This window comes from Planococcus sp. VCh962, assembly GCF_057748275.1.
In genome coordinates this window covers 19,580-40,761 of record NZ_JBYLHS010000016.1, presented here as the reverse complement: position 1 = coordinate 40,761, position 21,182 = coordinate 19,580, and the positions used below count along the sequence as shown (strand labels likewise).

22 protein-coding genes are annotated in these 21,182 nt (G+C 43.9%); 7 read left to right on the top strand and 15 right to left on the bottom strand.

The window, feature by feature from the left end; all coding sequences use genetic code 11:
- Positions 1-190: 190 nt before the first annotated feature.
- From AC3AQ9_RS20340 to AC3AQ9_RS20310, 7 genes are all read right to left on the bottom strand, one after another.
- Positions 191-1,483, bottom strand: a complete 1,293-nt coding sequence (locus AC3AQ9_RS20340) for a purine/pyrimidine permease (RefSeq protein ID WP_488309298.1) — start codon at positions 1,481-1,483, stop codon at positions 191-193.
- 83 nt (positions 1,484-1,566) lie between these two features.
- The gene (locus tag AC3AQ9_RS20335) at positions 1,567-1,836 is read right to left on the bottom strand and encodes a hypothetical protein (protein ID WP_488309297.1); all 270 of its coding nucleotides are present in this window, start codon (positions 1,834-1,836) and stop codon (positions 1,567-1,569) included.
- A gap of 84 nt (positions 1,837-1,920) precedes the next feature.
- Positions 1,921-2,103 carry a hypothetical protein gene (locus AC3AQ9_RS20330; protein ID WP_488309296.1) on the bottom strand — a complete coding sequence of 61 codons (183 nt, stop codon included), beginning with the start codon at positions 2,101-2,103 and terminating at the stop codon, positions 1,921-1,923.
- Entirely contained in the window at positions 2,100-3,062 is a 963-nt protein-coding gene (locus AC3AQ9_RS20325; protein WP_488309295.1) for a glycerate kinase, read from the bottom strand. The genes AC3AQ9_RS20330 and AC3AQ9_RS20325 overlap by 4 nt, the downstream gene beginning before the upstream one ends.
- 129 nt (positions 3,063-3,191) lie before the next feature.
- Entirely contained in the window at positions 3,192-3,833 is a 642-nt protein-coding gene (locus AC3AQ9_RS20320) for an NAD(P)-dependent oxidoreductase (protein WP_488309294.1), read from the bottom strand.
- A gap of 17 nt (positions 3,834-3,850) precedes the next feature.
- On the bottom strand, positions 3,851-4,858 hold the full coding sequence (locus AC3AQ9_RS20315) for an LLM class flavin-dependent oxidoreductase (protein WP_488309293.1): 1,008 nt from the start codon (positions 4,856-4,858) through the stop codon (positions 3,851-3,853).
- 255 nt (positions 4,859-5,113) lie between these two features.
- Entirely contained in the window at positions 5,114-5,905 is a 792-nt protein-coding gene (locus AC3AQ9_RS20310; protein ID WP_488309292.1) for an MBL fold metallo-hydrolase, read from the bottom strand.
- Positions 5,906-5,981: 76 nt separating this feature from the next.
- On the opposite strand from AC3AQ9_RS20310, the gene AC3AQ9_RS20305 reads away from it, so the two are divergent.
- From AC3AQ9_RS20305 to AC3AQ9_RS20290, 4 genes are all read left to right on the top strand, one after another.
- Positions 5,982-6,308 carry a YflT domain-containing protein gene (locus AC3AQ9_RS20305; protein WP_488309291.1) on the top strand — a complete coding sequence of 109 codons (327 nt, stop codon included), beginning with the start codon at positions 5,982-5,984 and terminating at the stop codon, positions 6,306-6,308.
- 299 nt (positions 6,309-6,607) lie between these two features.
- Complete coding sequence (locus AC3AQ9_RS20300; RefSeq protein ID WP_488309290.1) at positions 6,608-7,687, top strand: YkvI family membrane protein; 1,080 nt, start codon at positions 6,608-6,610, stop codon at positions 7,685-7,687.
- A gap of 85 nt (positions 7,688-7,772) precedes the next feature.
- Positions 7,773-8,942 (top strand): acyl-CoA dehydrogenase family protein, encoded by a 1,170-nt coding sequence (locus tag AC3AQ9_RS20295; protein ID WP_488309289.1) that lies wholly within the window; start codon positions 7,773-7,775, stop codon positions 8,940-8,942.
- Entirely contained in the window at positions 8,939-9,238 is a 300-nt protein-coding gene (locus AC3AQ9_RS20290; RefSeq protein WP_488309288.1) for a DUF3219 family protein, read from the top strand. The genes AC3AQ9_RS20295 and AC3AQ9_RS20290 overlap by 4 nt, the downstream gene beginning before the upstream one ends.
- Positions 9,239-9,365: 127 nt before the next feature.
- Here AC3AQ9_RS20290 and AC3AQ9_RS20285 read toward each other — a convergent pair whose 3' ends face one another.
- Both AC3AQ9_RS20285 and AC3AQ9_RS20280 read right to left on the bottom strand, forming a co-directional pair.
- Positions 9,366-9,629: a DUF3006 domain-containing protein gene (locus tag AC3AQ9_RS20285; protein WP_488309287.1), complete on the bottom strand. Its 264-nt coding sequence runs from the start codon at positions 9,627-9,629 to the stop codon at positions 9,366-9,368.
- A 4-nt stretch (positions 9,630-9,633) separates the two neighbouring features.
- Positions 9,634-10,728, bottom strand: coding sequence for an MBL fold metallo-hydrolase (locus tag AC3AQ9_RS20280; protein ID WP_488309286.1), 1,095 nt, complete (start codon positions 10,726-10,728; stop codon positions 9,634-9,636).
- Between the two features lie 114 nt (positions 10,729-10,842).
- On the opposite strand from AC3AQ9_RS20280, the gene AC3AQ9_RS20275 reads away from it, so the two are divergent.
- The gene (locus AC3AQ9_RS20275) at positions 10,843-11,130 is read left to right on the top strand and encodes a hypothetical protein (RefSeq protein ID WP_488309285.1); all 288 of its coding nucleotides are present in this window, start codon (positions 10,843-10,845) and stop codon (positions 11,128-11,130) included.
- Positions 11,131-11,244: 114 nt separating this feature from the next.
- On the opposite strand, the gene AC3AQ9_RS20270 is transcribed toward AC3AQ9_RS20275, so the two are convergent.
- Genes AC3AQ9_RS20270 through glgB form a run of 6 tightly spaced genes read right to left on the bottom strand, consistent with a single transcriptional unit; the run spans position 11,245 to position 19,937 of the window.
- Entirely contained in the window at positions 11,245-12,054 is an 810-nt protein-coding gene (locus AC3AQ9_RS20270) for an SDR family oxidoreductase (protein ID WP_488309284.1), read from the bottom strand.
- Between the two features lie 23 nt (positions 12,055-12,077).
- Positions 12,078-14,447, bottom strand: coding sequence for a glycogen/starch/alpha-glucan phosphorylase (locus tag AC3AQ9_RS20265; protein WP_488309283.1), 2,370 nt, complete (start codon positions 14,445-14,447; stop codon positions 12,078-12,080).
- 9 nt (positions 14,448-14,456) lie between these two features.
- The gene (glgA, locus tag AC3AQ9_RS20260) at positions 14,457-15,893 is read right to left on the bottom strand and encodes a glycogen synthase GlgA (RefSeq protein ID WP_488309282.1); all 1,437 of its coding nucleotides are present in this window, start codon (positions 15,891-15,893) and stop codon (positions 14,457-14,459) included.
- Positions 15,890-16,912: a GlgC family sugar phosphate nucleotidyltransferase gene (locus AC3AQ9_RS20255; protein ID WP_488309281.1), complete on the bottom strand. Its 1,023-nt coding sequence runs from the start codon at positions 16,910-16,912 to the stop codon at positions 15,890-15,892. Before AC3AQ9_RS20255 ends, glgA begins: the two co-directional genes overlap by 4 nt.
- Positions 16,909-18,057, bottom strand: a complete 1,149-nt coding sequence (locus tag AC3AQ9_RS20250) for a glucose-1-phosphate adenylyltransferase (RefSeq protein ID WP_488309280.1) — start codon at positions 18,055-18,057, stop codon at positions 16,909-16,911. Before AC3AQ9_RS20250 ends, AC3AQ9_RS20255 begins: the two co-directional genes overlap by 4 nt.
- Positions 18,054-19,937 (bottom strand): 1,4-alpha-glucan branching protein GlgB, encoded by a 1,884-nt coding sequence (gene glgB / locus AC3AQ9_RS20245; RefSeq protein ID WP_488309279.1) that lies wholly within the window; start codon positions 19,935-19,937, stop codon positions 18,054-18,056. Before glgB ends, AC3AQ9_RS20250 begins: the two co-directional genes overlap by 4 nt.
- Positions 19,938-20,180: 243 nt before the next feature.
- On the opposite strand from glgB, the gene AC3AQ9_RS20240 reads away from it, so the two are divergent.
- Positions 20,181-20,762: an SCO family protein gene (locus AC3AQ9_RS20240; protein WP_488309299.1), complete on the top strand. Its 582-nt coding sequence runs from the start codon at positions 20,181-20,183 to the stop codon at positions 20,760-20,762.
- 3 nt (positions 20,763-20,765) lie between these two features.
- Positions 20,766-21,095, top strand: a complete 330-nt coding sequence (locus AC3AQ9_RS20235; RefSeq protein ID WP_488309278.1) for a hypothetical protein — start codon at positions 20,766-20,768, stop codon at positions 21,093-21,095.
- Positions 21,096-21,182: the final 87 nt, after the last annotated feature.

Below are 21,182 nucleotides of genomic sequence, written 5' to 3'. Positions count from 1 at the left end.
CATACCATCTTTCGAGAGGGGTTACACTTTTTTCTTAAGTTGACAGCTATGGGCTTGGCGCTCGCCCGCGGCAAGCGCAGCTGGTTGGCGGAATATCGATTAAAAGATGATAGCCAATACAAGTTCTAACTTTCTCAACAAGCTGAAAATAAAAAGATGGAGGAGCACCGTCTGGGTGCTCCTCCATCTTTTATTTAGCCGATCTTTTTCTCCAAAGCAGATACTGTTCTACAGCAATCGCAGCTAATGTCCCTGTAATCAGCCCGTTCGAAAATGTGGCGGCAACTACCGCTGGTAGCTCGGCTACGCTTTCCGGCGGCAAAAACATGAAGCCTACGCCAATCATTAAGCCAAAAGCGGAGACTTTATAAGCTTGCTGGCTGTCACTTTCTTCTGTCAGTTCATCGAAAGCCATTTCCACCATTTTTGTAAAGATGGCAAAAATCACTGCATAAGCGACCGGTGCTGGAAGTGCCGCCAGCAGCGCCATCAAATTCGGAAACAGGCTGATGAAGGCAACAATCAATCCACCTATGATAAACGGCTTTAAGGAAGGGTTCCGGGTTGCACTGACAAAGCCTGCGGCGCCTGAAATTGGCACAGGCCCAATTGCAGAAAACAACCCGGCCAGCATATGATTGATGCCGGACGCTACAGAAGCCTGCTTAACACGGTCTTCCTGCTCAATGGAAAATGTATTTTTCAGCACCATTTCCATCACCCGTATGGATGCCATCATATTGGCAATGAGCAAGATGGTGAGAAACAGCGCGGTAACGAACATGCCGCTGTCCCAAATGAGCGGACCGAACACGAGCATTTCTGGAAACGCCACTACCGCATTCGATGTAAAAGTAATTTCCTTTGTTTTGCCTAACACGCCAAAGATTAGCCAGCCTGCTGCAATTGCGAGCAGAATTGAGTAACGGTTGACCCAGGCAATTTTGTGGCTCATTAGAAAAAATGTGATGCCTACCACTGCAATGCCTCCAAGCAAAACCAGCAGATCCACCGGCTGTCCTTCCTCAACGATGCCAAGCAATCCGCTTATAATGGATTCGCTCAATTGCAAAACAAGCAGCACCAAGTAAACGAATGTAATCGTTGGCGTGAGCAAGGATTTCATCTTCCCTACCACTCCGGTATAAGCGAAAATGATGAACAACACACCGCTGTAAAGCAATCCGCTTTGCAGCGCTTGCAATGACGTCTCCATTGAAGGGTACATGACGCCAACCAGCCCGGCATAAATAACGAATATGCCCCACCATAATCCTGCTGGTCCTTCGTTAATGGGCATTCTGTGGCCTAGCCATGCTTGTACAAGACAGGCGATGCCGAGGATAAAAATCGTCCGCTGGACAAATAGAGCGGTATCTCCGCTGTCCATGCCGAATACATTAGCGATGGCAATCGGAGCTGCAATGGACGAAGCCAAAAGAAACACCGCCCATTGTAATCCCCCAAATAAATTTTTCATCATATCATTGCTCCAATTCCTGCTTTCTGCTATTTCATTTCAGTATACCCACTTTTTTCTCCATTAAAAAGAAGCCCTGAATTAGCTCAGGACTTCTCGTCGCGTTCACTGTTATTTTTTCCAACAGGATGTTTTCGTTCCTCTGGAATTTCAATCTGGTTTTCTTGTTCACTTTCAGCGCCGCTATTTTTATGGTAAACAACAGGATACCCTTGTTCCTCCAGCTGTTTCACTTGTCTTCGAGATGCTCTTACTAAAAGCCATACAATCAGAATCGATAAGAGAAAAATAATGACTACTGAGATAATCCCTGGAATGTATTCTGACTTATCTTCAGGAAAATATAAAAAATCCATCGCTTTGTTTCCCGCCTTTATATGTTGAAGTTTCCCTTCATTATACAGGAAAGCAAATTCTACTTAAGAGAGGAACGTGAACATTTAGTGGCGAACTTTTGGCAAATCGCGTAAATATTCGGCCATGACTTGTTTGGTTTTTTCTTTTAGAAAGTGTGCGGGCGCTTGGAGCGACTGCTCTGCCGTAACAGACCCGCCTGCCACCGCATGCATTTCCGGAAAAATTCCTGAAAACTCCTTTGATGCTTCTAATGCACCGGAAATCAAAATGACAGGCTTCCTTTGCTCGCGGCACTTTTTCGCAATGCCAAAGGTGTTTTGCCCGCCAAAGTCTGAAGATCCGTTTTGCCTTCTCCCGTAATCACTGCATCCGCATCTTTTATCCGTTCTTCAAAATCCATCGCTTCCAATACGACATCAATTCCTCTTTTCACTTTCCCGCGAAAGAAAGCTTGAATCGCTCCACCGGCCCCTCCTGCTGCTCCGGCTCCTTGCGCTTGGTGAAGAGCTATTCCAAATTGGTGGGTCACTACGTCTGCAAATTGTGTAAGGCTGGTATCCAATTGATTTACCATTTCCCGGGAAGCCCCTTTTTGTGGCCCGAAAATGCTGGAAGTACCGTTTGGCCCCACTAATGGATTATCTACATCGCTTGCCACTACAAATTCACAAATTGAAAGGCGTCCATCAAATTCACTGTCGTCAATCCGGAAAAGCAAACGGAGTGGCGCACCGCCTTCAGCCAGTTCCTTTCCGTCTTTTTGCAGGAATTTCATTCCCAAAGCACGGAGCATACCAGTTCCAGCATCATTGGTGGCACTGCCGCCAAGCCCGATAATAAATTTCCGATACCCTGCATCTAAGGCGTGCTTGATTAACTCCCCTGTCCCAAATGTAGAACTGATCAATGGATTTCTTTCTTCAGGAAGCAGCAGATTTAAGCCGGATGCTTCTGCGATTTCAATGACACAAGTTTCTCCGTCTCCAAGCACGCCATATCGGGCTTTTCTTTCTCTCCCTAATGGATCCCGGACAACAACTGAGACTGTATTGCCATTGGTGGAACGAATCAGGCTGTCCATCGTTCCTTCGCCGCCGTCTGCTGCTGGAAGAGCAGTTACTTTAATCAGAGGATCGACTTCCAAGATGCCTTCTGCCATTGCTTCCGCAGCTTGTACAGCGGTTAAACTTCCTTTGAAAGAATCAGGTGCTACAACGATTTTCACAATTCCAACTCCCTGCTGCCGCTTTTAATTCCAGTATAGAACAATTTATCCGTTAAAACACCAACATAAAAACCGACTGCCTTCCGAAGGATTTCTTTTCCTTCAAGCAATCGGTTTATCCCCATTTATTTAATTGGATTCTGACACAACAGTAAAGCGTTTGTTGATGTGCTTAGGATTTTCAATTTCATCCACCAAGGCAATCGCATAATCCGGATAGCTGACATAACTCTTGCCTTTTTTATTGACCGTAATGCTGTCTTCACCAATTTCGTAATGCCCTGTTCGCTTGCCTTCAGAATCAAAAAATGCAGCAGGACTTAAGAAAGTCCAGCGAATTCCTTCAGCGTCTTCCAGATCAGCCAAGTTTTGCCCTTGGTTTGATGCGATGGCCTTGAAAGCATCCGGGAATTCCGGTGTTTCGATTAAACGAGTGGTTCTGGCTTCATCCACGAATAAGCTTCCAGCCCCGCCGACGACGATCAATCTTGTTTCCGGCGCATCTTTTAATGCCTGAATCAGCGTTCTACCGGCTTCCACATGCTGCGCTGCTTTTTCAGGTGGTACACCAAAAGCATTCACAACTACGTCAAACTGCTTCAAATCTTCAGCAGTCAGACTGAATACGTCTTTTTCAATGGTAGCCACAGCCTCCTCTTCCATTTTCGAAGCATCCCTGACTATTGCTGTCACCTCGTGCCCTCTTGAAACCGCCTCTTTCAATATGAGGCCTCCCGCTTTTCCTGATGCACCAATAATTCCGATTTTCATCCTATTCGCCTCCATTGTTATAGCTGTTCTACAGCTTCTTTCAATAATTCAAATGAACGCTTTCTCTTTTCCTGGTCGTAAATATAAGAAACTGCCATCAATTCATCGATTTGCAGCTCTTCAACAAATGGCCGCAACTGACGGCTGATCGTTTCCTGATCACCTATAAATGTATACTGCGACATACTGCGCGCTATATTTTCTTCGTATAAGCTCCATTTGCCATCCATTGTATCAACCGGTGGCTGAAGAAGGTTTTTCGTGCCTCTCACCACATTCAAATAAAACAATTGGCTGGAAGTCGACAGTTTTTCCGCTTCTTCATTTGTTTCTCCTGCTACCACATTTACGCATACAATGACGTACGGTTCCGCTAAATATTCAGAAGGCTGAAATTGGCTGCGGTAAATCTGAATGGCTTGCTTTAGCTGCTGCGGAGCGAAATGGGCTGCAAAAGCATAAGGCAGGCCGAGGCGTGCAGCAAGTTGTGCGCTAGAGGTGCTGGATCCAAGAATAAAGATCGGCACTTCCGTCCCAACTCCCGGATACGCATGAACCATGCCCTGATGCTCGATGGGTTTTAAGTAATTCTGGAGTTCCACTACATCTTGCGGAAAAGCATATGCTGTCTCTTGTGTGGTTCTGCGCAATGCATGGGCCGTTTGCATATCCGTTCCCGGTGCGCGGCCAAGGCCCAGATTGACGCGGCCCGGATACATCGTTTCCAATGTCCCGAATTGCTCTGCCACAACAAGCGGTGTATGGTTCGGGAGCATGATGCCTCCAGATCCTACTTGAATTGAGTTTGTATGATCCAAAACTTTTGAAATCAAAATCGATGTTGCAGAACTCGCGAGTGTCGCCGAATTATGGTGTTCAGACAGCCAAAAACGGTGATACCCGAGTTTTTCGACATGCTGGGCCAGGCTCACCATGGCTTCAAGTGCATCTTTTGCCGTTTGCCCTTCTGAAATGGCTACCAAATCAAGAACGGATACCGGCAATGTGTTTATATGTTGGTCCATCAACTAACTTCCTTTCGATATAAAGCTGCTATTTAACAATAGAACCAAAATATCTTGAATACAAACTATCTGCTTGCTCAGTCGGTAACCCCAAAGTTTATTGAATCACTGAATAGGCAAATGATTCTGCGCCCTTGCCCCCAACCAAAGCCCTTCTTCTTAATATAGGGCACAACCTTAAAAGCTCGTCTTTATTCATTATTTCCCTGATTTTCCTTTGAAAACACATGAATAAATTTCGAATATCGGTTTTCTTTAAATTTCAAAAGCCTGGCCAATCTTTGCAAATTGCACTTTCCCTGTATAGGCGGTTCGGGCAGCTTCAAGAATCTCTTGTATATCACCATACTGTGGCAAATGCGTTAGCCATAATTCCTTGGCTCCTGCCAGTTCAGCAAGTTTTCCGGCTTGGCTGCCGCTCATATGCCCTTTGATAATGCCCATGTATTTTTCATATAAATTCGCCTCTGACACCAACAAGTCGGCATTTTTTGAAAAGGCAACCAATTCTTCTTTCCATTCTGTATCTGCTGTGAAAACCACTGATTTTCCTTCAGCCGTAAACTTTAATGCTAAACAATAAACCGGATGAATCGTTTCACAAAAAGCCACTTCCCACGGCCCAATCTGCATCTTTTGAGAAACATCGATGGCTTGTCCTTCTGTTACACCTTTATATGACAGGCTCTCAAACATTTCGGAATCTTGATCATGGCCATAAATCGGAAATGGCGTTTTCCATTCCTTTAATTGCATGCCAACCATGGCCGCATGCTGCAGCACTCCAATATCCGCCACATGATCCGGATGATAATGGCTGATAACCGCCGCATCCAGATCCCGCAGTTCCGTATAGTTCTGAACAGCAGCCAAAACTCCGCTGCCGCAGTCAACAAGACAGCGGAACCCGTCTTGTTCGAGCAAAAAAGAGGAGGTGGCCTCGTTTTTATTCGGATAGCCTCCCCAAATTCCAATTGTTGTGATTTTCAAAAGAATCGCCCCTCTGCTATTGTTTTCCTCAGTATAACGGATTTGCAGAATATCCATCTTGTTTACTTCAAGAACCTTAGTGGTATGTATAGTAGTGAGATTAAATTTAACAATAAAATCTGGAGGGATTATTTTGACAGTTAAAATGACAGTAGAAAACGCATTGCAAGCAAAGGCAGAAATCGAAAAATTAGAAGCACAGGGCTTCACGCATGACGATATTTACGTTTTTGCCCATGACAAACGACGAGAAGCGGATATTGCAGACGCTTTAGATACTGAAAAAGTCGGCATGGCAGAACAAGGATTTTTAAATAATTTGAAAAACATGACCGTATCACGCGGAGATCAATTGCGCTCTGAAATGGCAGCAGCTGGCTTGACCAAAGAAGAAGCTGAAGAGTATGAAGAAGAACTCGACAAAGGCAAGCTTGTAATCATTGCCAATAAAAATGCCTAAACTATTTTTTAAAAACCACCTTTCTTATTGAAAGGTGGTTTTTTTATGACAATTTAAGGTTATATTAAAATAACTTGTTAAATTTAATTTAATTTTTCTTATCTTAAATTTAACTGCCGCTTCTATTGGAATTACAATTCCATATCCATAGTTGTATAGAATTATAAAAGCGTTTTCATTTTATACCTAATTCTATATTGTAACGCTCACTCTATTTTGTTATATTTGAATAAGGTTAATTTTCTAATTATAAAAACAAAAGCTTTTTATAAATAGTAAATAACTTCAAGGGGGATATTATGATGAAAAGTTTAAAAATGGCAAGTGCCTTTATCGGCATTATCGTTGGAGCAGGTTTTGCTTCCGGCCAAGAAATTTTGCAGTATTTTACAAGTTTTGGAATCATGGGAATCTTTGCCGCTTTTATCTCGACGGTTATGTTTGCTTATCTTGGAATGAGCTTGACACGTCTTGGAAGCCGAATGCAAAAAACTTCCCACAAAGACGTCATTTATGGCATTAGCGGAAAAGTTCTGGGCACAATCGTCGATTATATCATTATCTTCACGCTATTCGGTGTTGGTGTGGTGATGGTGGCAGGAGCTGGATCTATTTTCACCCAGCAATTCAATCTTCCCGCTGCGCTAGGCAGTACTGTCATGGTTGTTCTAGTGATTCTTACAATCATGCTCAATGTTGAAAAAGTGATTGGCATCATTGGCGGTATTACACCGTTCCTTATATTGACGGTTATTGTGCTGGCTATTTACAGCTTGCTAACAATGGATTCATCGTTTTCAGTATTAGATCCCATTGCGAAAGAACAGTTGACAGCGGTTCCAAACTGGTTCTTATCTGCAGTAAATTATGCATCTTTTAATATTGCAGTCGGTGCTTCAATGGCCATTGTAATGGGCAGTACTGAAAAAGATGAAAAAATTGCTGCTCGCGGCGGGTTGCTCGGGGGCCTTGGGCTCGGGGTTTTAATTATTTTAAGCCATCTGGCGATTTTTGCGAAAGTGGATGAAGTTGGAGGTTCTGAAATGCCAATGCTTCAAATCGCCAACGACATTTCACCGATTATCGGCTTGTTTATGTCCTTCATCTTATTTGGAATGATTTTTAACACGGCAGTTAGTATGGTATATGCGTTTTCAGCGCGTTTTGTCCAATCCGGCACACCTAAATTCAAGATTTTTGTAGTCATCGTGGGAGTCGTTTCCTACGTATTAAGTTTCCTCGGCTTTACCGAACTTGTGAATATGTTCTATCCGGTCGTCGGCTACCTCGGGTTCTTCCTGGTTGCGGCTTTGATCTGGACGGATATCAGAAATTCAGGAAAACCTGTTGGTGTGAATAGCAGCCTGAATAACAATTAAAAAAAGCCGTCAAAGCATGGGATTCCCGCTTTGGCGGCTTTTCATGTTATGGTTTTATTAAACCATGGCGGAAGGAGCGATTTTCATGGATGCTTTTATCAAAACACCTGAACAGCAAAAATTAATCTCTCAAATTCAGGAATTGAAGCCTCTTTTCCAAAAACGTGAGCCGGAGCTCGATGCCCTGGGCTCTTTTCCTTTTGAAAATATACAGGATTTGAAAAATATCAATTACCATACATTGACGCAGCCAGCAGAGTACGGCGGACAAGGTTTCGGTTTATATGAATACATATTGGCGCAAGAAGCGATTTCCGAAGCTTCCGGCCCAACCGGGTTATCGATTGGTTGGCATGTCGGGATTGTACTTGAGTATGCCGAAAACCGGCATTGGCACAAAGCTTCAGCCCTTTGGCTGATGAAAGAAATTGCCCAAGGGGCGTTGATCAATACCGCTGCTACTGAAAGCAATGCAGGAAGCCCTGCGCGCGGCGCTTTGCCGCGGACTACAGCTGTGCGCGATGGCGAAGAATGGATTGTCAATGGGGAAAAAACCTATACTTCCATGGCACCCGTGCTCGACTATATTTTTGTAACGGCGACTACGCAAACCGACGAAGTGATTACCGTCATTATTCCCCGAGAAGCAGATGGCGTTTCTTTTGATGAAACGTGGGATATGCTAGCGATGCGTGGCACCGCAAGCCATACCCTTGTGCTTGAAAACGTGCGCATACCGGCCTCTTTTGTGCTGAAACCATTGAACGCCCAAGCGGCTGGAAAGGGATGGCTGCTCCACATACCTGCTTGTTACATTGGCATTGCGGCTGCCGCCCGGGCCTACGCCATTGACTTTGCAGCAAGTTATGCCCCGGCTTCGCTTGGAAAGCCGATTGCCGAAACGCCGAATATCCGGCAAACGATCGGGGAAATGGAATTGGAGCTGGCAACCGCTCGCCATCTGTTATACGGCACTGTCGAACGCTATGAAAATACGTCCAACAAAGCAATGATGGATGAAGCACTGAACGTGACAAAAATTGCGGTCACCCACGCAGCAATGGGGATTGTCGACAAAGCCATGAAGATTGTCGGTTCCCGTGCCTTGTCCGAATCCAATCCGATGCACCGTCATTACTTGAATATCCGCGCCGGCCTCTACAATCCACCCATGGAAGACATGGTGAAAGGGCAAATGGCCGGAAAAGCCATTGCATACTTCAAAACCAGATCTGGAGGCGAATCAAAGATATGAGCATCCAAATTTTCATCAACGATAGAGTGATTGACACTTTCAGTTTTTCACAAGAAACAGTGACTGATCCTGCTTCTCAGCGAGACTTGCATAAAATTATTTTCGACTTTAAAGTAAGCAGTAAAGATTACCACGACATCGCGGTACTCCTGTATGAAATGGATTTCCATATCCGCGTGCCTGAAAAAGGCCTTGATTTCCCTGCTTCCATTTCAAATTATTCAACTTCCATCACAAACCTTTATCACGAAGGGGAAGTAGCTGACTATCATTTGGAATTGATTGAAAAAGCATAAAAGAACGCAAAAAGATGGCCGGAGACTTCCTCCCAGCCATCTTCTTGCGTTTATGCCCAACTTCGGGCGGTTTATGCCCAAATTTTTTATTATATGCCCAACTTCAAGCTGGTTATGCCCAACTCCCTTATTCCCGTTTAAAACGGCTGCTCCGGCGCCTCGATCTTAGTTTCTGCATCAAATCTTCTGCTTCATCCATTTTTGCCGCGGCAGTTTTTTCATCCAATACAATGGATGTGATTTCTTCTCCGTCCATCACAATTTCAAACCATGAATTCACCTGGCTGCCTTCCGGCAAATACTGAACGGGCAACACAATTTCTCGTTGTTCTTCTTCCAGCAGAATGACAGCTAACTGGCCATCTTCTATCCGGTCTAATGTCCCTCTCATCCAATCACTCCCCTACACAAGCAAGGCCTTGTTCTTTGATGGCATTAATTTTGCCTGTGCCGATTCCTTTGATTTCATCCAGTTCTTCGATCACCTCAAAAGGCCGCTCCTTGATGATGGCATCTGCCAGAGCCGGTCCTATTCCCTCAATTTCCTGAAGCTCAACAGATGACGCTACGTTGATATCAATGCAGCGATTCTTCCCTTCAACTGCTATTCCTTCTTTTTCAGTGCTTATTTCATAGGTCTTGCCATCAGTCTCAAGCACAACCGTTCCGTTGATATCAGTGCCATATACTTTGGCTCCGGCATTTTCAGTCGCTGCGATCACTTCCGCATGCGGGTGTCCATAAGAATTATCAATTCCAGCGCTGTAAACGGCTACTTCAGGGGAAACCGCTTTTAAAAACGCAGTACTTGTGGAGGTATTAGATCCATGATGGCCAAGGTGCAGAATTTCTGCATCCAAATCTGTTCCATTGTCGATCATTTCCTGCTCTTCCTTCACTCCGGCATCTCCTGTGAAGACAAAACGGACATCACCGTAAGTCAATTTCAATGAAATGGATTCTTCATTGACCTTACCCGTGACTTGTTCCGGATATAACACTTCGATTTGCAGGCTTCCGACATCGAAAACCTCCCCGCTTCGCGGTTCATAATAATCCGTGCCGGTTTCGTCAATCGCCTTTAAAGCATCCATAAAAGTATTTGATGTACTGGCATTTCCCGACATCCATACTTCACCCACTTCAAAATCCTGGACAACTTGCTCTAATTGGCCGATATGGTCGGAGTCTGGATGGGTTCCCACAACGATATCCAATTTTTCCAGCCCTACTTTTTTTAAATAATCGACTGCAGCCGTACTGTTCCAGTCACCGGTATCAATCAATAACGCATATTCTTCAAATTGCAGCAAAGTCGCATCTGCTTGTCCTACATCAATAAAATGAACCGTTAAATTGCCTGGTTTCTTCTTAGAAACAGCTGTTTCCGGGGGTTCAGCGGGCTTTTCTTGCGTTGCCGGAGCTTGAAGACATCCCGCCAAGACAAGTGCCAGCAGCAGACTTGCTATCAGCAAAAATTTATTTTTCATTTTCCCTCGCCTCTTTCTATAGTGAATTTTACCATATCGGCCACTGTCCGTTCTCTAATGAGACTATCTTGTGGTAGAATGGGAAAACAAGCTATAGAAAAGGAGGTTGTCTGCATGGAGGACTTATTAAGGCAGATGCTGGCTGAATTACGGGAATTCCGGGAAGAAACAAATGATAAGCTGGAGAAACTGGAAGCCGGCCAAAAAGAGCTTAAAGACATGCTGCGGCATAATTATGCCCTGACGGCTGAAAATCTTACTGATATCCGGCAAGATGTCCGTCTGAAGCATCAAGATGTCCAAGCAGACGTCGACCTTCTTTTCAGAGAAGTGGAAGCCGTTAAAAGGCAGGCCAATAAAGAGCGCTTCCAATCACCGGAGGATTTCTCTACCTTGCAATGATTGTCAGTTGGCCAATCGGCCTTTTATAGAACGGATGATGTTATCCGTGTATGACTTATAGATTTAAAGAGGCTGGCCAGGGGGAACCCCGGCCAACCTCTTTTTTACGTATATTCAAGTGGACATATAATCTCCGCCATTCATATGCAAGAATTGCCCGGTCATATAAGAATTCTGGGGATCCGCCAGAAAGACGAAAGCTTTTGCAAGTTCATACGGCTGGGCTGGCCGGCCGGCTGGAACATCTTTTCCGAATCCTTCTTCCAGATTCGGGTCCAAATGACCGAAAGTTTTTGTGATCAACGGTGTCCAAACCGGTCCCGGTGCAATGCCATTCACTGCGATTTCTTCACGGACAAGGCGGCGGGCAAGGGAACGCGTCATCGACACCATAGCACCATTAGCCCCTGCATAATCAATCAAATCCGAATGTCCCCGGTACGCATTAATAGAAGCCGTATTAATGATCCGCGCCCCTTTTTTCAAATAGGGAAGAGCTGCCCGTACAAGATAAAGCATCGCAAATGCTTTAATCTCAAATGTCTTCAATAAGTGTTCATCGGTGATATCCACTGGATTGTTTTGAGGGTATTGATAACCGGCATTGTTGACCAGGATATCAATTTGGCCAAAGGTTTCCAGCGCGAATTGAACAAGCTGATTGCAGTTTTCCGATTTTCCAAGATCGCCGCTCAATGCTTTCGCTTCGCCGCCGTAACTTTCAATCGTTTCAATCGTTTTAGCGGTGGCTTCTTCATCATCCAAATAACCGATAACGACTTTCGCCCCTTCTTTAGCGTAGGCAAAGGCTACTGCCTGGCCAATCCCACTGTTCCCTCCCGTAATAATAGCCACTTTGCCTTGGAGTGCCCCGCTGGCTTTATAGTCTTTCAAATCGGTATTGTCGAAGTTCCCTTCAGCCATATTCCCCATCCTTCCAAATATTCTTATTTGCTGTGTATTTTTTCTAAATCCCACACTTCATCTGAATATTGCTGAATGGTCCGGTCGCTTGAAAAAATTCCGGACTGTGCGATATTGACCGCCGACATTTCCTGCCAGGTAAGTGCATCTTCATACGCCGCTAAAACGCGGTTATGGGTTCTAGCATAATGCTGAAGATCTTTCAGCACAAAATAAGGATCGTTTCCATCAATAATTTGATGCCGGATAAAATTGATGTTTTCCGGTCCTTCTGACAGCTCCCCGCTCAATAGTTCGCTGATCAGCTGTCCGATTTCCCGATCCTTTTCAATCACTTCCCGTGCGTGATAGGTTTTTTCTTTTTCAAACTGCATGACTTGCTGCGCTGTCACACCAAATATAAATGCATTATCTTCTCCTATTTGCTCAACAATTTCTATATTAGCCCCATCAAAAGTGCCCAAGGTAATGGCACCGTTCATCATGAATTTCATATTCCCGGTACCGGAGGCCTCTTTTGAAGCAGTTGAAATTTGCTCGCTGATGTCAGCTGCAGGAAACATTTTTTCTGCCCGGCTGACGTTATAATCTTCCACAAAGACAATGTGGAGATGTTTGCTTGCTAGTGGATCGTTATTGATTTTTTCAGCCACTGTATTAATCAGCTTAATGACCTCTTTGGCAAATTGATAACTTTTCGCTGCTTTGCCGCCAAAGAAAAATGTACGGGGATAAGGCCGGTATGATGAATCTTCTTTGATCCGGTTGTAAAGCATTTGAATATGGAATATATTCATTAATTGCCGCTTATAGCCATGAAACCTTTTGATGTGCATATCAAAAATGGATTCAGGATTGATTTTTACTGCTTGGTTTTTCTCGAGATACTCAGTAAGCTGATTTTTTTTGTGTTGTTTTACAGCTTTAAAGTCTCCGAGAAAAATCGGATCCTGCACAAATTCATTCAATTTATGCAGTTTCACCGGATCTTTAGTCCATTCGTTTCCGATAACCGAAGTGATAAGGCTTGAGAGTTCGGGATTTGCTTTCATCAGCCAGCGCCTGTGAGTGATGCCATTGGTTTTATTATGGAATTTATGCGGAAAATGTTCATTCAGCTCTTTCATTTCCCGCATTCTCAAAATTTCCGTATGCAGTTTTGCGACTCCGTTAACTTTGTAGCTGCCTACTACGGCGAGTGTTGCCATTTTGACTATCCCGTCGTCGATAATCGCAAGCTTCTTCTTCGCTTCTGATTCTAAATTTTCCTGATGGCATTTTTCCTTGAAGCGGCGGTCAATCTCCTGGATGATCATATAAATCCGAGGCAGCAGCCTTTCAAGCATGCTGCTGTTCCACTTTTCCATCGCTTCTTCCAAAATCGTATGATTTGTATATGAAATCGTATGGGTGGTGATTCCCCAGGCTTCTTCCCAAGATAGCCCTTCGTCATCAAGCAAAATACGCATAAGTTCAGGGACAGCCAAAGCCGGGTGGGTATCGTTGATTTGGATGGCCACATGCTTCGGCAAGGAAGTGACTGGAAAATCACGATTTTTCAATATCGTCTGAAGGGAAGCACTGCACAAAAAGTATTGCTGCTTCAGTCGGAGTATTTTTCCTTCTTCAGTCGAATCATCGGGATATAGGCGGTCAGATATGGCTTCTACATGTTCCTTATAAACGTCCACGTCCGCATCCGGAAGCAAATGCTGTTCTGGAAGTTCCGCTTGCCAAAGCCTTAATGTATTGACCGTTTTCCCGTACGCTCCGACAATCGGCATATCGTATGGCACAGCCTTTACCCACTCGGCATTTTCCAGCATTTGGCCCTCTGCCGGCTGGGCTTCTCCAAAAAACGAGATATAAACTGCCAAGTCTTCCCTTCTGGCATCCCAACCTGCAGAATCATTTATCCAGTCTGTCGGATGTTCAGTCTGGAAACCGTCTTTCAGGACCTGATTGAATAACCCGCCCTTGTAGCGGATTCCGCAGCCATGCCCTGGCATCTGCAGCGACGCAAGCGAGTCCATAAAACAAGCCGCTAGCCGGCCCAGTCCGCCATTGCCGAGGCCCGGTTCAGGCTCTAGTTCCTCCAGTTCCGCGAGATCATAGCCCAGTTCTCCAAGTCCCTCATTTACCAGTTCATAAATCGCTAGATTCATCAAATTCTGCCCCAGCATACGGCCGATTAAAAATTCAATTGAAAAATAATATAACTGTTTCCGTTGTTCTTTTTGATAGAAATGATTGGTCTCATCCCAATCCCTTTCAACAAATCCCCGCACCATTCCGGCAAGAATTGAGTAGGCGGTTTGAAGTGATGCTGGCTGTTCTTGCTGCTCTAGGCGCTTTGAAAAGTTTTCCTTGAATTCCTCTTTTGAATAAAACATCCGCCACCTTCACTTTCCGGCGAGTCTCTCATATACGCTAGCATATTCTTTTGCAGAACGTGACCAAGAGTAATCGCCCTGCATGCCGTTTTGTTTGATCGTTTTCCAATGCTCCGGCTGTTGGTATAGAGATAAAGCCCTGTTTATTGCTTCCGCGAAACTTTCCTGTTGTGAAAAATCACTTAAAAACCCGTTGCCGCTCCGCAAGGTTTGATCATATTCCATTATGGTATCCCTCAAGCCGCCGGTCTTATTGGCGACGGGCACAGTGCCATATCGCATGGAGACTAGCTGGCTCAACCCGCATGGTTCGAAATGGGATGGCATCAGAAAGATATCCGCCCCCGCATACAGCAAATGGGCAAGTGATTCGTCAAAACCGATATGGGCAACCACTTTTTCTGGAAAATCTGCTGCAAGTTCCCCGAAAAATTGCTCATATTGGCTTTCACCAGAACCGAGCAAGACAAATTGCACGTCTTGTGTCTTCAGTATCCCCGGCAATGTTTGCTGCAAAACATCTATTCCTTTTTGGCCAGCCAGTCTGGAAATCATTGTCATTATCGGTACATCACCGCGCTCCAGCAGTCCAAAACGCGACTGGACGGCTCTTTTATTTACCGCCTTATTTTCTATTGACGTCTGATCATAGACCATTTCTATGGCCATATCGGCGGCGGGGTTATAGGATTCCGTATCTAAGCCATTTAAAATGCCGATCAAATCCGACTCTCTTTCGCGCAATAGCGGATCCAGCTTCTCTCCGTATTGCTCCGTTAAGATTTCGTTGCGATAAGTCGGGCTGACGGTCGTAACTTTATCAGCGTATAAAATACCCGACTTCAGGAAATTTAGATTACCGTGCCAGGAGACCCCTTCGTCATGAAAATATGAGTCGCTCATTTCCAGCTCTTCCAATAAAAGAGATTTCGGAAACCAGCCTTGAAACTGCAGGTTATGAATGGTTAAAATCGTCTTTAGCTTCCCTTTTAAAGAAGCATAGCGCTCATCTTCCTTCAGCAGAAATGGAATCATTGCCGTATGCCAATCATGTATATGTAAAATATCCACGCCTTCTTTCAGGGATTCCACTACGGCTAAAACAGCCCTATTGAAAAACGCAAAACGTTCACCGTCATCAGGCTGGCTGTAAATCTGATCTCGTGCAAAATAGCCTTCATTTTCCACTAACAGATAGTGCACATCTTTCAGCTGGTATTCAAAGATCTTATAGTCAGTTTTTTCCCCTTTAAAGGGGACGGCGATTTCTTCTTTTAACGAGAACTCATTTTTGTGTTCTTCTGGAATCAGGCTGTAATAAGGAAGAATCACGGTGACTTCATGGCCAAGCGCCACTAATTCTTTTGGCAATGCGCCTATCACGTCTGCAAGCCCTCCGGTTTTCACAAAAGGCACGCATTCCGCAGCAGCCATTACAATCTTCATCGGACTTCCTCCTTTGACACTCGCTCTCCTTTACGGAGAACCACCGGTTTTTCCGGTGTTCCCTTAAGGACTACACCTTTTTCAATATAAACGTTTTTATCTGCAATAACGTACGTTAAATCGCAATTTTCCTCGATTACGGATTTTTGCATGATGACACAATGGTCCAATTTGGCATCTTTTTTTATGGCCACCGCCCGGCTGATTATGCTGTTTTCAACAGTTCCTTCAATTATGCTGCCATTAGCCAATAAACTGCGGTTCACTTGCGAACCTGGCAGATAACGGGTAGGCGGTTCATCTTTGACTTTTGTATAGATCGGTTGCCCTGGCAGAAAAAGTGCATTTCTTTTATCGTCTTCCAACAAATCCATCGAAGCTCTAAAATAATTTTCAATGGAGTTGATGTTAGCGTAATAGCCAGTATATTCATATTTGCCATATGAATAAGGGGCTTTTTTCAGTTTCACGACGTCTTCCACACTGATTACCCGCTTTTCACGGTACGTCTGAATCAATTCCATAAGCAGATCTTTCTCTAGAATATAACTATTCAGTTTCACATCTCCGCTTACTGCTTCTGTAATATCAACACCGGAAGCGATGTGTGCATCCAACATTTCTTCATAATCGATTTGGCAGACAGTTGAACAAGTCGTTACGACTACGTATTTTTGACGGCTTTTCTCAAAAAATGCAGTATGTTCTTCAAGCGCTGCAAATGCCCCTACAGAAACTTGCCCACCAGCTTTTTGAGAAACAGGAAGAAAGAATAAGCCATCTTTCCGGCGGTCTAAATCCCAGTTTTTCCCTACCCCTATATGATCCAGCAAAGAAACAAAAGGATAAGAAGCAAACACTCCTACAGCATTAATATTGGAGTTTACGATATTCGATAAAGTGAAGTCAACTAGACGGTAGCGACCGGCGAAAGGCACTGAAGCAGTGGTACGGTACATCGTCAAATCTTCCAAGCCCGGTTTCTTGACAGAAGCATCAATAACTGCGACTAATCTCATTGTTGTGCACTTCCTTTCCACTCATCTATCATATCTTGAGTCAGTAAGACAATTTCGCCATTTTGTTCTTTCAGCTCGAAATTTTCCGGAATTTCAAGATTTGGCTCAATGATGACTCTTGATAATTTTGCGCCACTGCCTACAACTGCGCAGCTCATTACCACACATTCATAAAGAGAAGCACCTTCTTTTACTTGAACATCCTGGAAAATCACAGATTTTTCTACTTTACCGTCAATGACACACCCTTCATTGATCAAAGATTCTTGCAAGTAACCTGTCTTTCCTATTACTTGCGGCGGCAATTGCGGATTAGATGAGAAAATTCGCCATGCCGGATCGTTCAAATTCAATCCCGAACTTGAATTCAGTAGATCCATATTGGCTTCCCATAAACTCTCTACAGTCCCTACGTCTTTCCAGTAACCTTTGTACGGATAAGCCACCATTTTTTCGCCCTGCTCCAGCATCAAAGGAATAATATCTTTTCCGAAATCATGAGAGGAATTTTCATTTTCATTATCCATTAGTAAATATTTTTCTAACTTCTTCCAATCAAAGATGTAAACCCCCATCGAAGCGAGATTACTTTCCGCTTCTGCCGGTTTTTCCACAAACTCTTTTATTCGCAGATTCTCATCTGTATTCATAATTCCAAAACGATTGGTATCTTTCCACGGCACTTCAATCACTGAAATTGTTGCTCCCGCGTTTTGTTCAATATGGAAATCCAGCATGGTCTGGTAATCCATTTTGTAAATATGGTCGCCAGATAAAATAATTACATATTTTGGATCTTGCTCCGTCAGGTATTTGATATTCTGATAAATGGCATCTGCCGTGCCGGCGTACCATTTAATGCCTTCCATTCCGGCGTATGGCGTCAGCATGGTGACGCCTCCAGTGCGCCGATCCAGGTCCCAAGGCGTCCCGAGTCCGATATAATTATGCAAAACGTGCGGCTGATACTGCGTCAGCACTCCTACTGTATGAATTCCCGAATTTACGCAATTCGATAAAGGAAAGTCGATAATCCGGTACTTTCCGCCAAACGGGAGAGCGGGTTTCGCAATGTCATGTGTCAACGATTTTAAGCGGCTTCCCTGTCCTCCTGCCAAAAGCATTGCAACTACTTTTCTTTTCATGCCTCTACACTCCCATCGTGTTTTTGTTTCCAAATGTTCATTGTAAACGCCGGTAAGTCAATCTCTATTGAGTATTGATGCTGGTTCCATGGAACTTCCTGTGCCTGTAGCCCTGCTTCTTTTTCATTTCCCGGTCCTCCGTAAGCAGCTTCAGCAGTTGAAAATATCCGTTGATAATATCCACTTTCCGGAACTCCCACTTGATATCCCTTGTAATTTTGGTTAGAAAAATTACAAACGACAATGCAGGTTTCTTCAGCTGAATTGCCTCTTCTAATAAAAGAAACTACGCTTTGCTCGCTATTATCAGCGTCCAGCCACTCAAACCCTTTGCTGTCGTAGTCTAATTCAAAAAACGCTTTTTCCTTTTTATAAAAAGCAAGAAGCTCTTTAGTAAACAACGCCATTTGTCTGTGGACTTTCAAATCAAATAAATGCCAATCCAGCTGCGGGCGAAAATCCCAAGGTTCGAAATGGCCAAATTCCTGCCCCATAAACAGGAGTTTTTTGCCTGGATGGGCAATCCAAAAACCAAGCAGCAATCTTAATTGATGAAACTTTTCGTCTAGCGTTCCAGGCATCTTCCCTAATAAGGACCCTTTTTCCGGAATCACTTCATCGTGGGAAAATGTAGAAATATACCGCTCTTCATGATAATATGCCATCGAAAAAGTAATTTTCCGATGGACTTCGGGGCGTTCGGAAGGCGGGTTTTTCATAAACGCTTGAGCATCATGCATCCAGCCAAAGTTCCATTTATAGTGGAAGCCGATCCCTCCTTCTTCCACTTCTCCCGTTACTTTAGGGTAATGCCAGGCGTCTTCTCCGATCAAAATGGCTTCTGGATAGTGATGCTTCAAGCTTGTCGTCAGCATCTGCAAAAATGCTGCCCCTTCTTCGTTATGCGGCCTTTCCGGGCGGTTCGGGATGAACAATAGATTTACAAGCGCATCCATCCGGCAGCCGTCAAATTTATACTCCTCAAACCAATAATGCGCGCTCGATAAGATGAAACTGACGACTTCACCTTTTTGCACGTCAAAATTCAATGTGCCCCAATCCGGATTACTCCTGCGCTCCGGCCGCTTTTCTTCGTAAAGATCTGTGCCATTAAACGAAGCCAAAGCATGCGTATCGACACAGAAATGTCCGGGCACCCAATCGGAAATCAATCCGATGCCGCTTTCGGCACATTTGGCTATAAAGTATTTTAAATCGTCTGCTGTGCCATATCGGCTTGTCGGCGCAAAAAAGCCGGTCGTCTGATACCCCCATGATTCATCCAGCGGGTGTTCGGTAATCGGCAAAAGTTCAATATGAGTAAACCCTTGCTTTTTTACATACGGAATCAATTCCGCAGCCAGTTCACGGTAAGTTAAAAATTCACCTTCTTTATTCCGCTTCCAAGTTCCGATATGTACTTCATAAATAGCCATCGGTTTTTCAAAATGGTTTTTCACAATATTCTTTTTCTGGTACAATGCAGCTTTGGACCATACGTGTTTCGACTTAGCGGTCACAATGGATCGGTGCTGCGGCCTTTTTTCATTTGCCCGTGCAAAAGGATCCGTTTTTCTAATCACATCCCCATCTGCAGTTTTAAATTCATATTCATAAATGAAACCGGCTAATTTCTCCGGTATCCGGACTTCCCAAATAGTCGGATCGAGTGGAAGTGGAGCCATTTCATGACTTTTCTCATTCAGTTCCTGAGGGTCAATAATGACGACCGCTGCACTTCTCACATCCGGTGCCCAAACAGTAAAGATGGTCTCATCGTGGTGAATATGCGAGCCAAAATATAAATAGGCATCTATCATCTTTCCGTTATGAAAATCTGATAAAGTTTCAGAAGTAAAAGAGACCAAGGTATCGCCCAAAAAAAACACCTCCAAAAGTACTGGCAATTTTCTTGTTCCTATTACCATTATTCTACATTAAACATCAAAAATCCTTGCAAAAAATCGGAATATTTAAAAATCAAATCAGATAAATAGCAAATTCAAAGAGGTGTTCGCAGCTTGTTCGCAATTTTTACACATAAATGATGTCCCAAGCCCTTGTTTGCTCGTTTATTTTCTACTAGGCTTAGTGAAGGCAAGTCATTTTAGAAAGGAAGAGGAATCTTGCGAAAAACCTTTTTGATTTCGTCACTTTTACTATTCAGCTTATTGCTTGCTGGATGCAGCCAAGCAATTGAAGATCCCCTTAAGTGGGAAATAGAAGATTTTACTTTTACAAATCAAGAAAATGAAGAATTTGGATTAGCCGATTTAAAAGGGGAAGTATGGTTGGCTGATTTTGTTTTTACAAATTGCACCACCGTTTGCCTTCCAATGACATCCAATATGGTGGATTTGCAGAAGCAGTTTAAAGAACAGGGGCTGGACGTGGAAATCGTGTCGTTCAGTGTGGATCCCACCGTCGACAAACCAGAAATCTTAAAATCTTATGCCGAGAATTATGGAGCGGATTTATCTTCCTGGAATTTATTGACGGGTTATTCTCCTGAATTTATTGATAAATTCGCTATGGAAAATTTCCAGACACTCGCCAGAAAACCTGAAAATACAGATCAGGTTATCCATGGAACTTATTTTTATCTGGTTGATCAAAATGGGGTCGTGATGAAAGATTACGACGGCGTAAATCTTTCATCAGAAGATATAATTGCGGATGCAAAGATTCTGCTTTCGGAGGAGTAAAGGATGAATAACAAGAGAATTTGGATTGCAGTTGCCTTAGTTGCAGCAGCTGTTCTCGCTGCATTGATTTTCATGCCGCGCAATAACGAACCCTCTCCAAATACACGCGTTGTACTTGAACATACTTATCGGACATATATCGCGCCTTCTTGTTTTGATGAGGCAGACGCTACCAATTTCTTGGAAGACGCAACTCTAGGGGATGCTAAGGAACTTGGTTACCTGCCTCACTCGCCTTGCACCGAAAAATCATTGCAAGGCAATAACGACAGCTTTTTTATCGATTTAATGAAAGAGCTCAACGTTATGGAAAGAGATTCTAAAGATTGGTGAGTGTAAAAGTAAAAACTTGTATTAGCCTTCATTCCTTAACCGATATTCCACCAACCAGCTGCGCTCCTGTTTCTGCATCGCTGCGCT

Bases quoted from the DNA above. Each gene is read 5' to 3' on its own strand.
- AC3AQ9_RS20275 (WP_488309285.1), top strand. From the start codon at position 10,843: ATGGAGGACTTATTAAGGCAGATGCTGGCTGAATTACGGGAATTCCGG.
- AC3AQ9_RS20340 (WP_488309298.1), bottom strand. From the start codon at position 1,483: ATGATGAAAAATTTATTTGGGGGATTACAATGGGCGGTGTTTCTTTTG.
- AC3AQ9_RS20285 (WP_488309287.1), bottom strand. From the start codon at position 9,629: ATGAGAGGGACATTAGACCGGATAGAAGATGGCCAGTTAGCTGTCATT.
- AC3AQ9_RS20295 (WP_488309289.1), top strand. From the start codon at position 7,773: ATGGATGCTTTTATCAAAACACCTGAACAGCAAAAATTAATCTCTCAA.
- AC3AQ9_RS20235 (WP_488309278.1), top strand. From the start codon at position 20,766: ATGAATAACAAGAGAATTTGGATTGCAGTTGCCTTAGTTGCAGCAGCT.
- AC3AQ9_RS20255 (WP_488309281.1), bottom strand. From the start codon at position 16,912: ATGAGATTAGTCGCAGTTATTGATGCTTCTGTCAAGAAACCGGGCTTG.
- AC3AQ9_RS20290 (WP_488309288.1), top strand. From the start codon at position 8,939: ATGAGCATCCAAATTTTCATCAACGATAGAGTGATTGACACTTTCAGT.
- AC3AQ9_RS20310 (WP_488309292.1), bottom strand. From the start codon at position 5,905: ATGGATATTCTGCAAATCCGTTATACTGAGGAAAACAATAGCAGAGGG.
- AC3AQ9_RS20280 (WP_488309286.1), bottom strand. From the start codon at position 10,728: ATGAAAAATAAATTTTTGCTGATAGCAAGTCTGCTGCTGGCACTTGTC.
- AC3AQ9_RS20270 (WP_488309284.1), bottom strand. From the start codon at position 12,054: ATGGCTGAAGGGAACTTCGACAATACCGATTTGAAAGACTATAAAGCC.
- AC3AQ9_RS20315 (WP_488309293.1), bottom strand. From the start codon at position 4,858: ATGGACCAACATATAAACACATTGCCGGTATCCGTTCTTGATTTGGTA.
- AC3AQ9_RS20250 (WP_488309280.1), bottom strand. From the start codon at position 18,057: ATGAAAAGAAAAGTAGTTGCAATGCTTTTGGCAGGAGGACAGGGAAGC.
- AC3AQ9_RS20335 (WP_488309297.1), bottom strand. From the start codon at position 1,836: ATGGATTTTTTATATTTTCCTGAAGATAAGTCAGAATACATTCCAGGG.
- AC3AQ9_RS20300 (WP_488309290.1), top strand. From the start codon at position 6,608: ATGATGAAAAGTTTAAAAATGGCAAGTGCCTTTATCGGCATTATCGTT.
- glgA (WP_488309282.1), bottom strand. From the start codon at position 15,893: ATGAAGATTGTAATGGCTGCTGCGGAATGCGTGCCTTTTGTGAAAACC.
- AC3AQ9_RS20265 (WP_488309283.1), bottom strand. From the start codon at position 14,447: ATGTTTTATTCAAAAGAGGAATTCAAGGAAAACTTTTCAAAGCGCCTA.
- AC3AQ9_RS20320 (WP_488309294.1), bottom strand. From the start codon at position 3,833: ATGAAAATCGGAATTATTGGTGCATCAGGAAAAGCGGGAGGCCTCATA.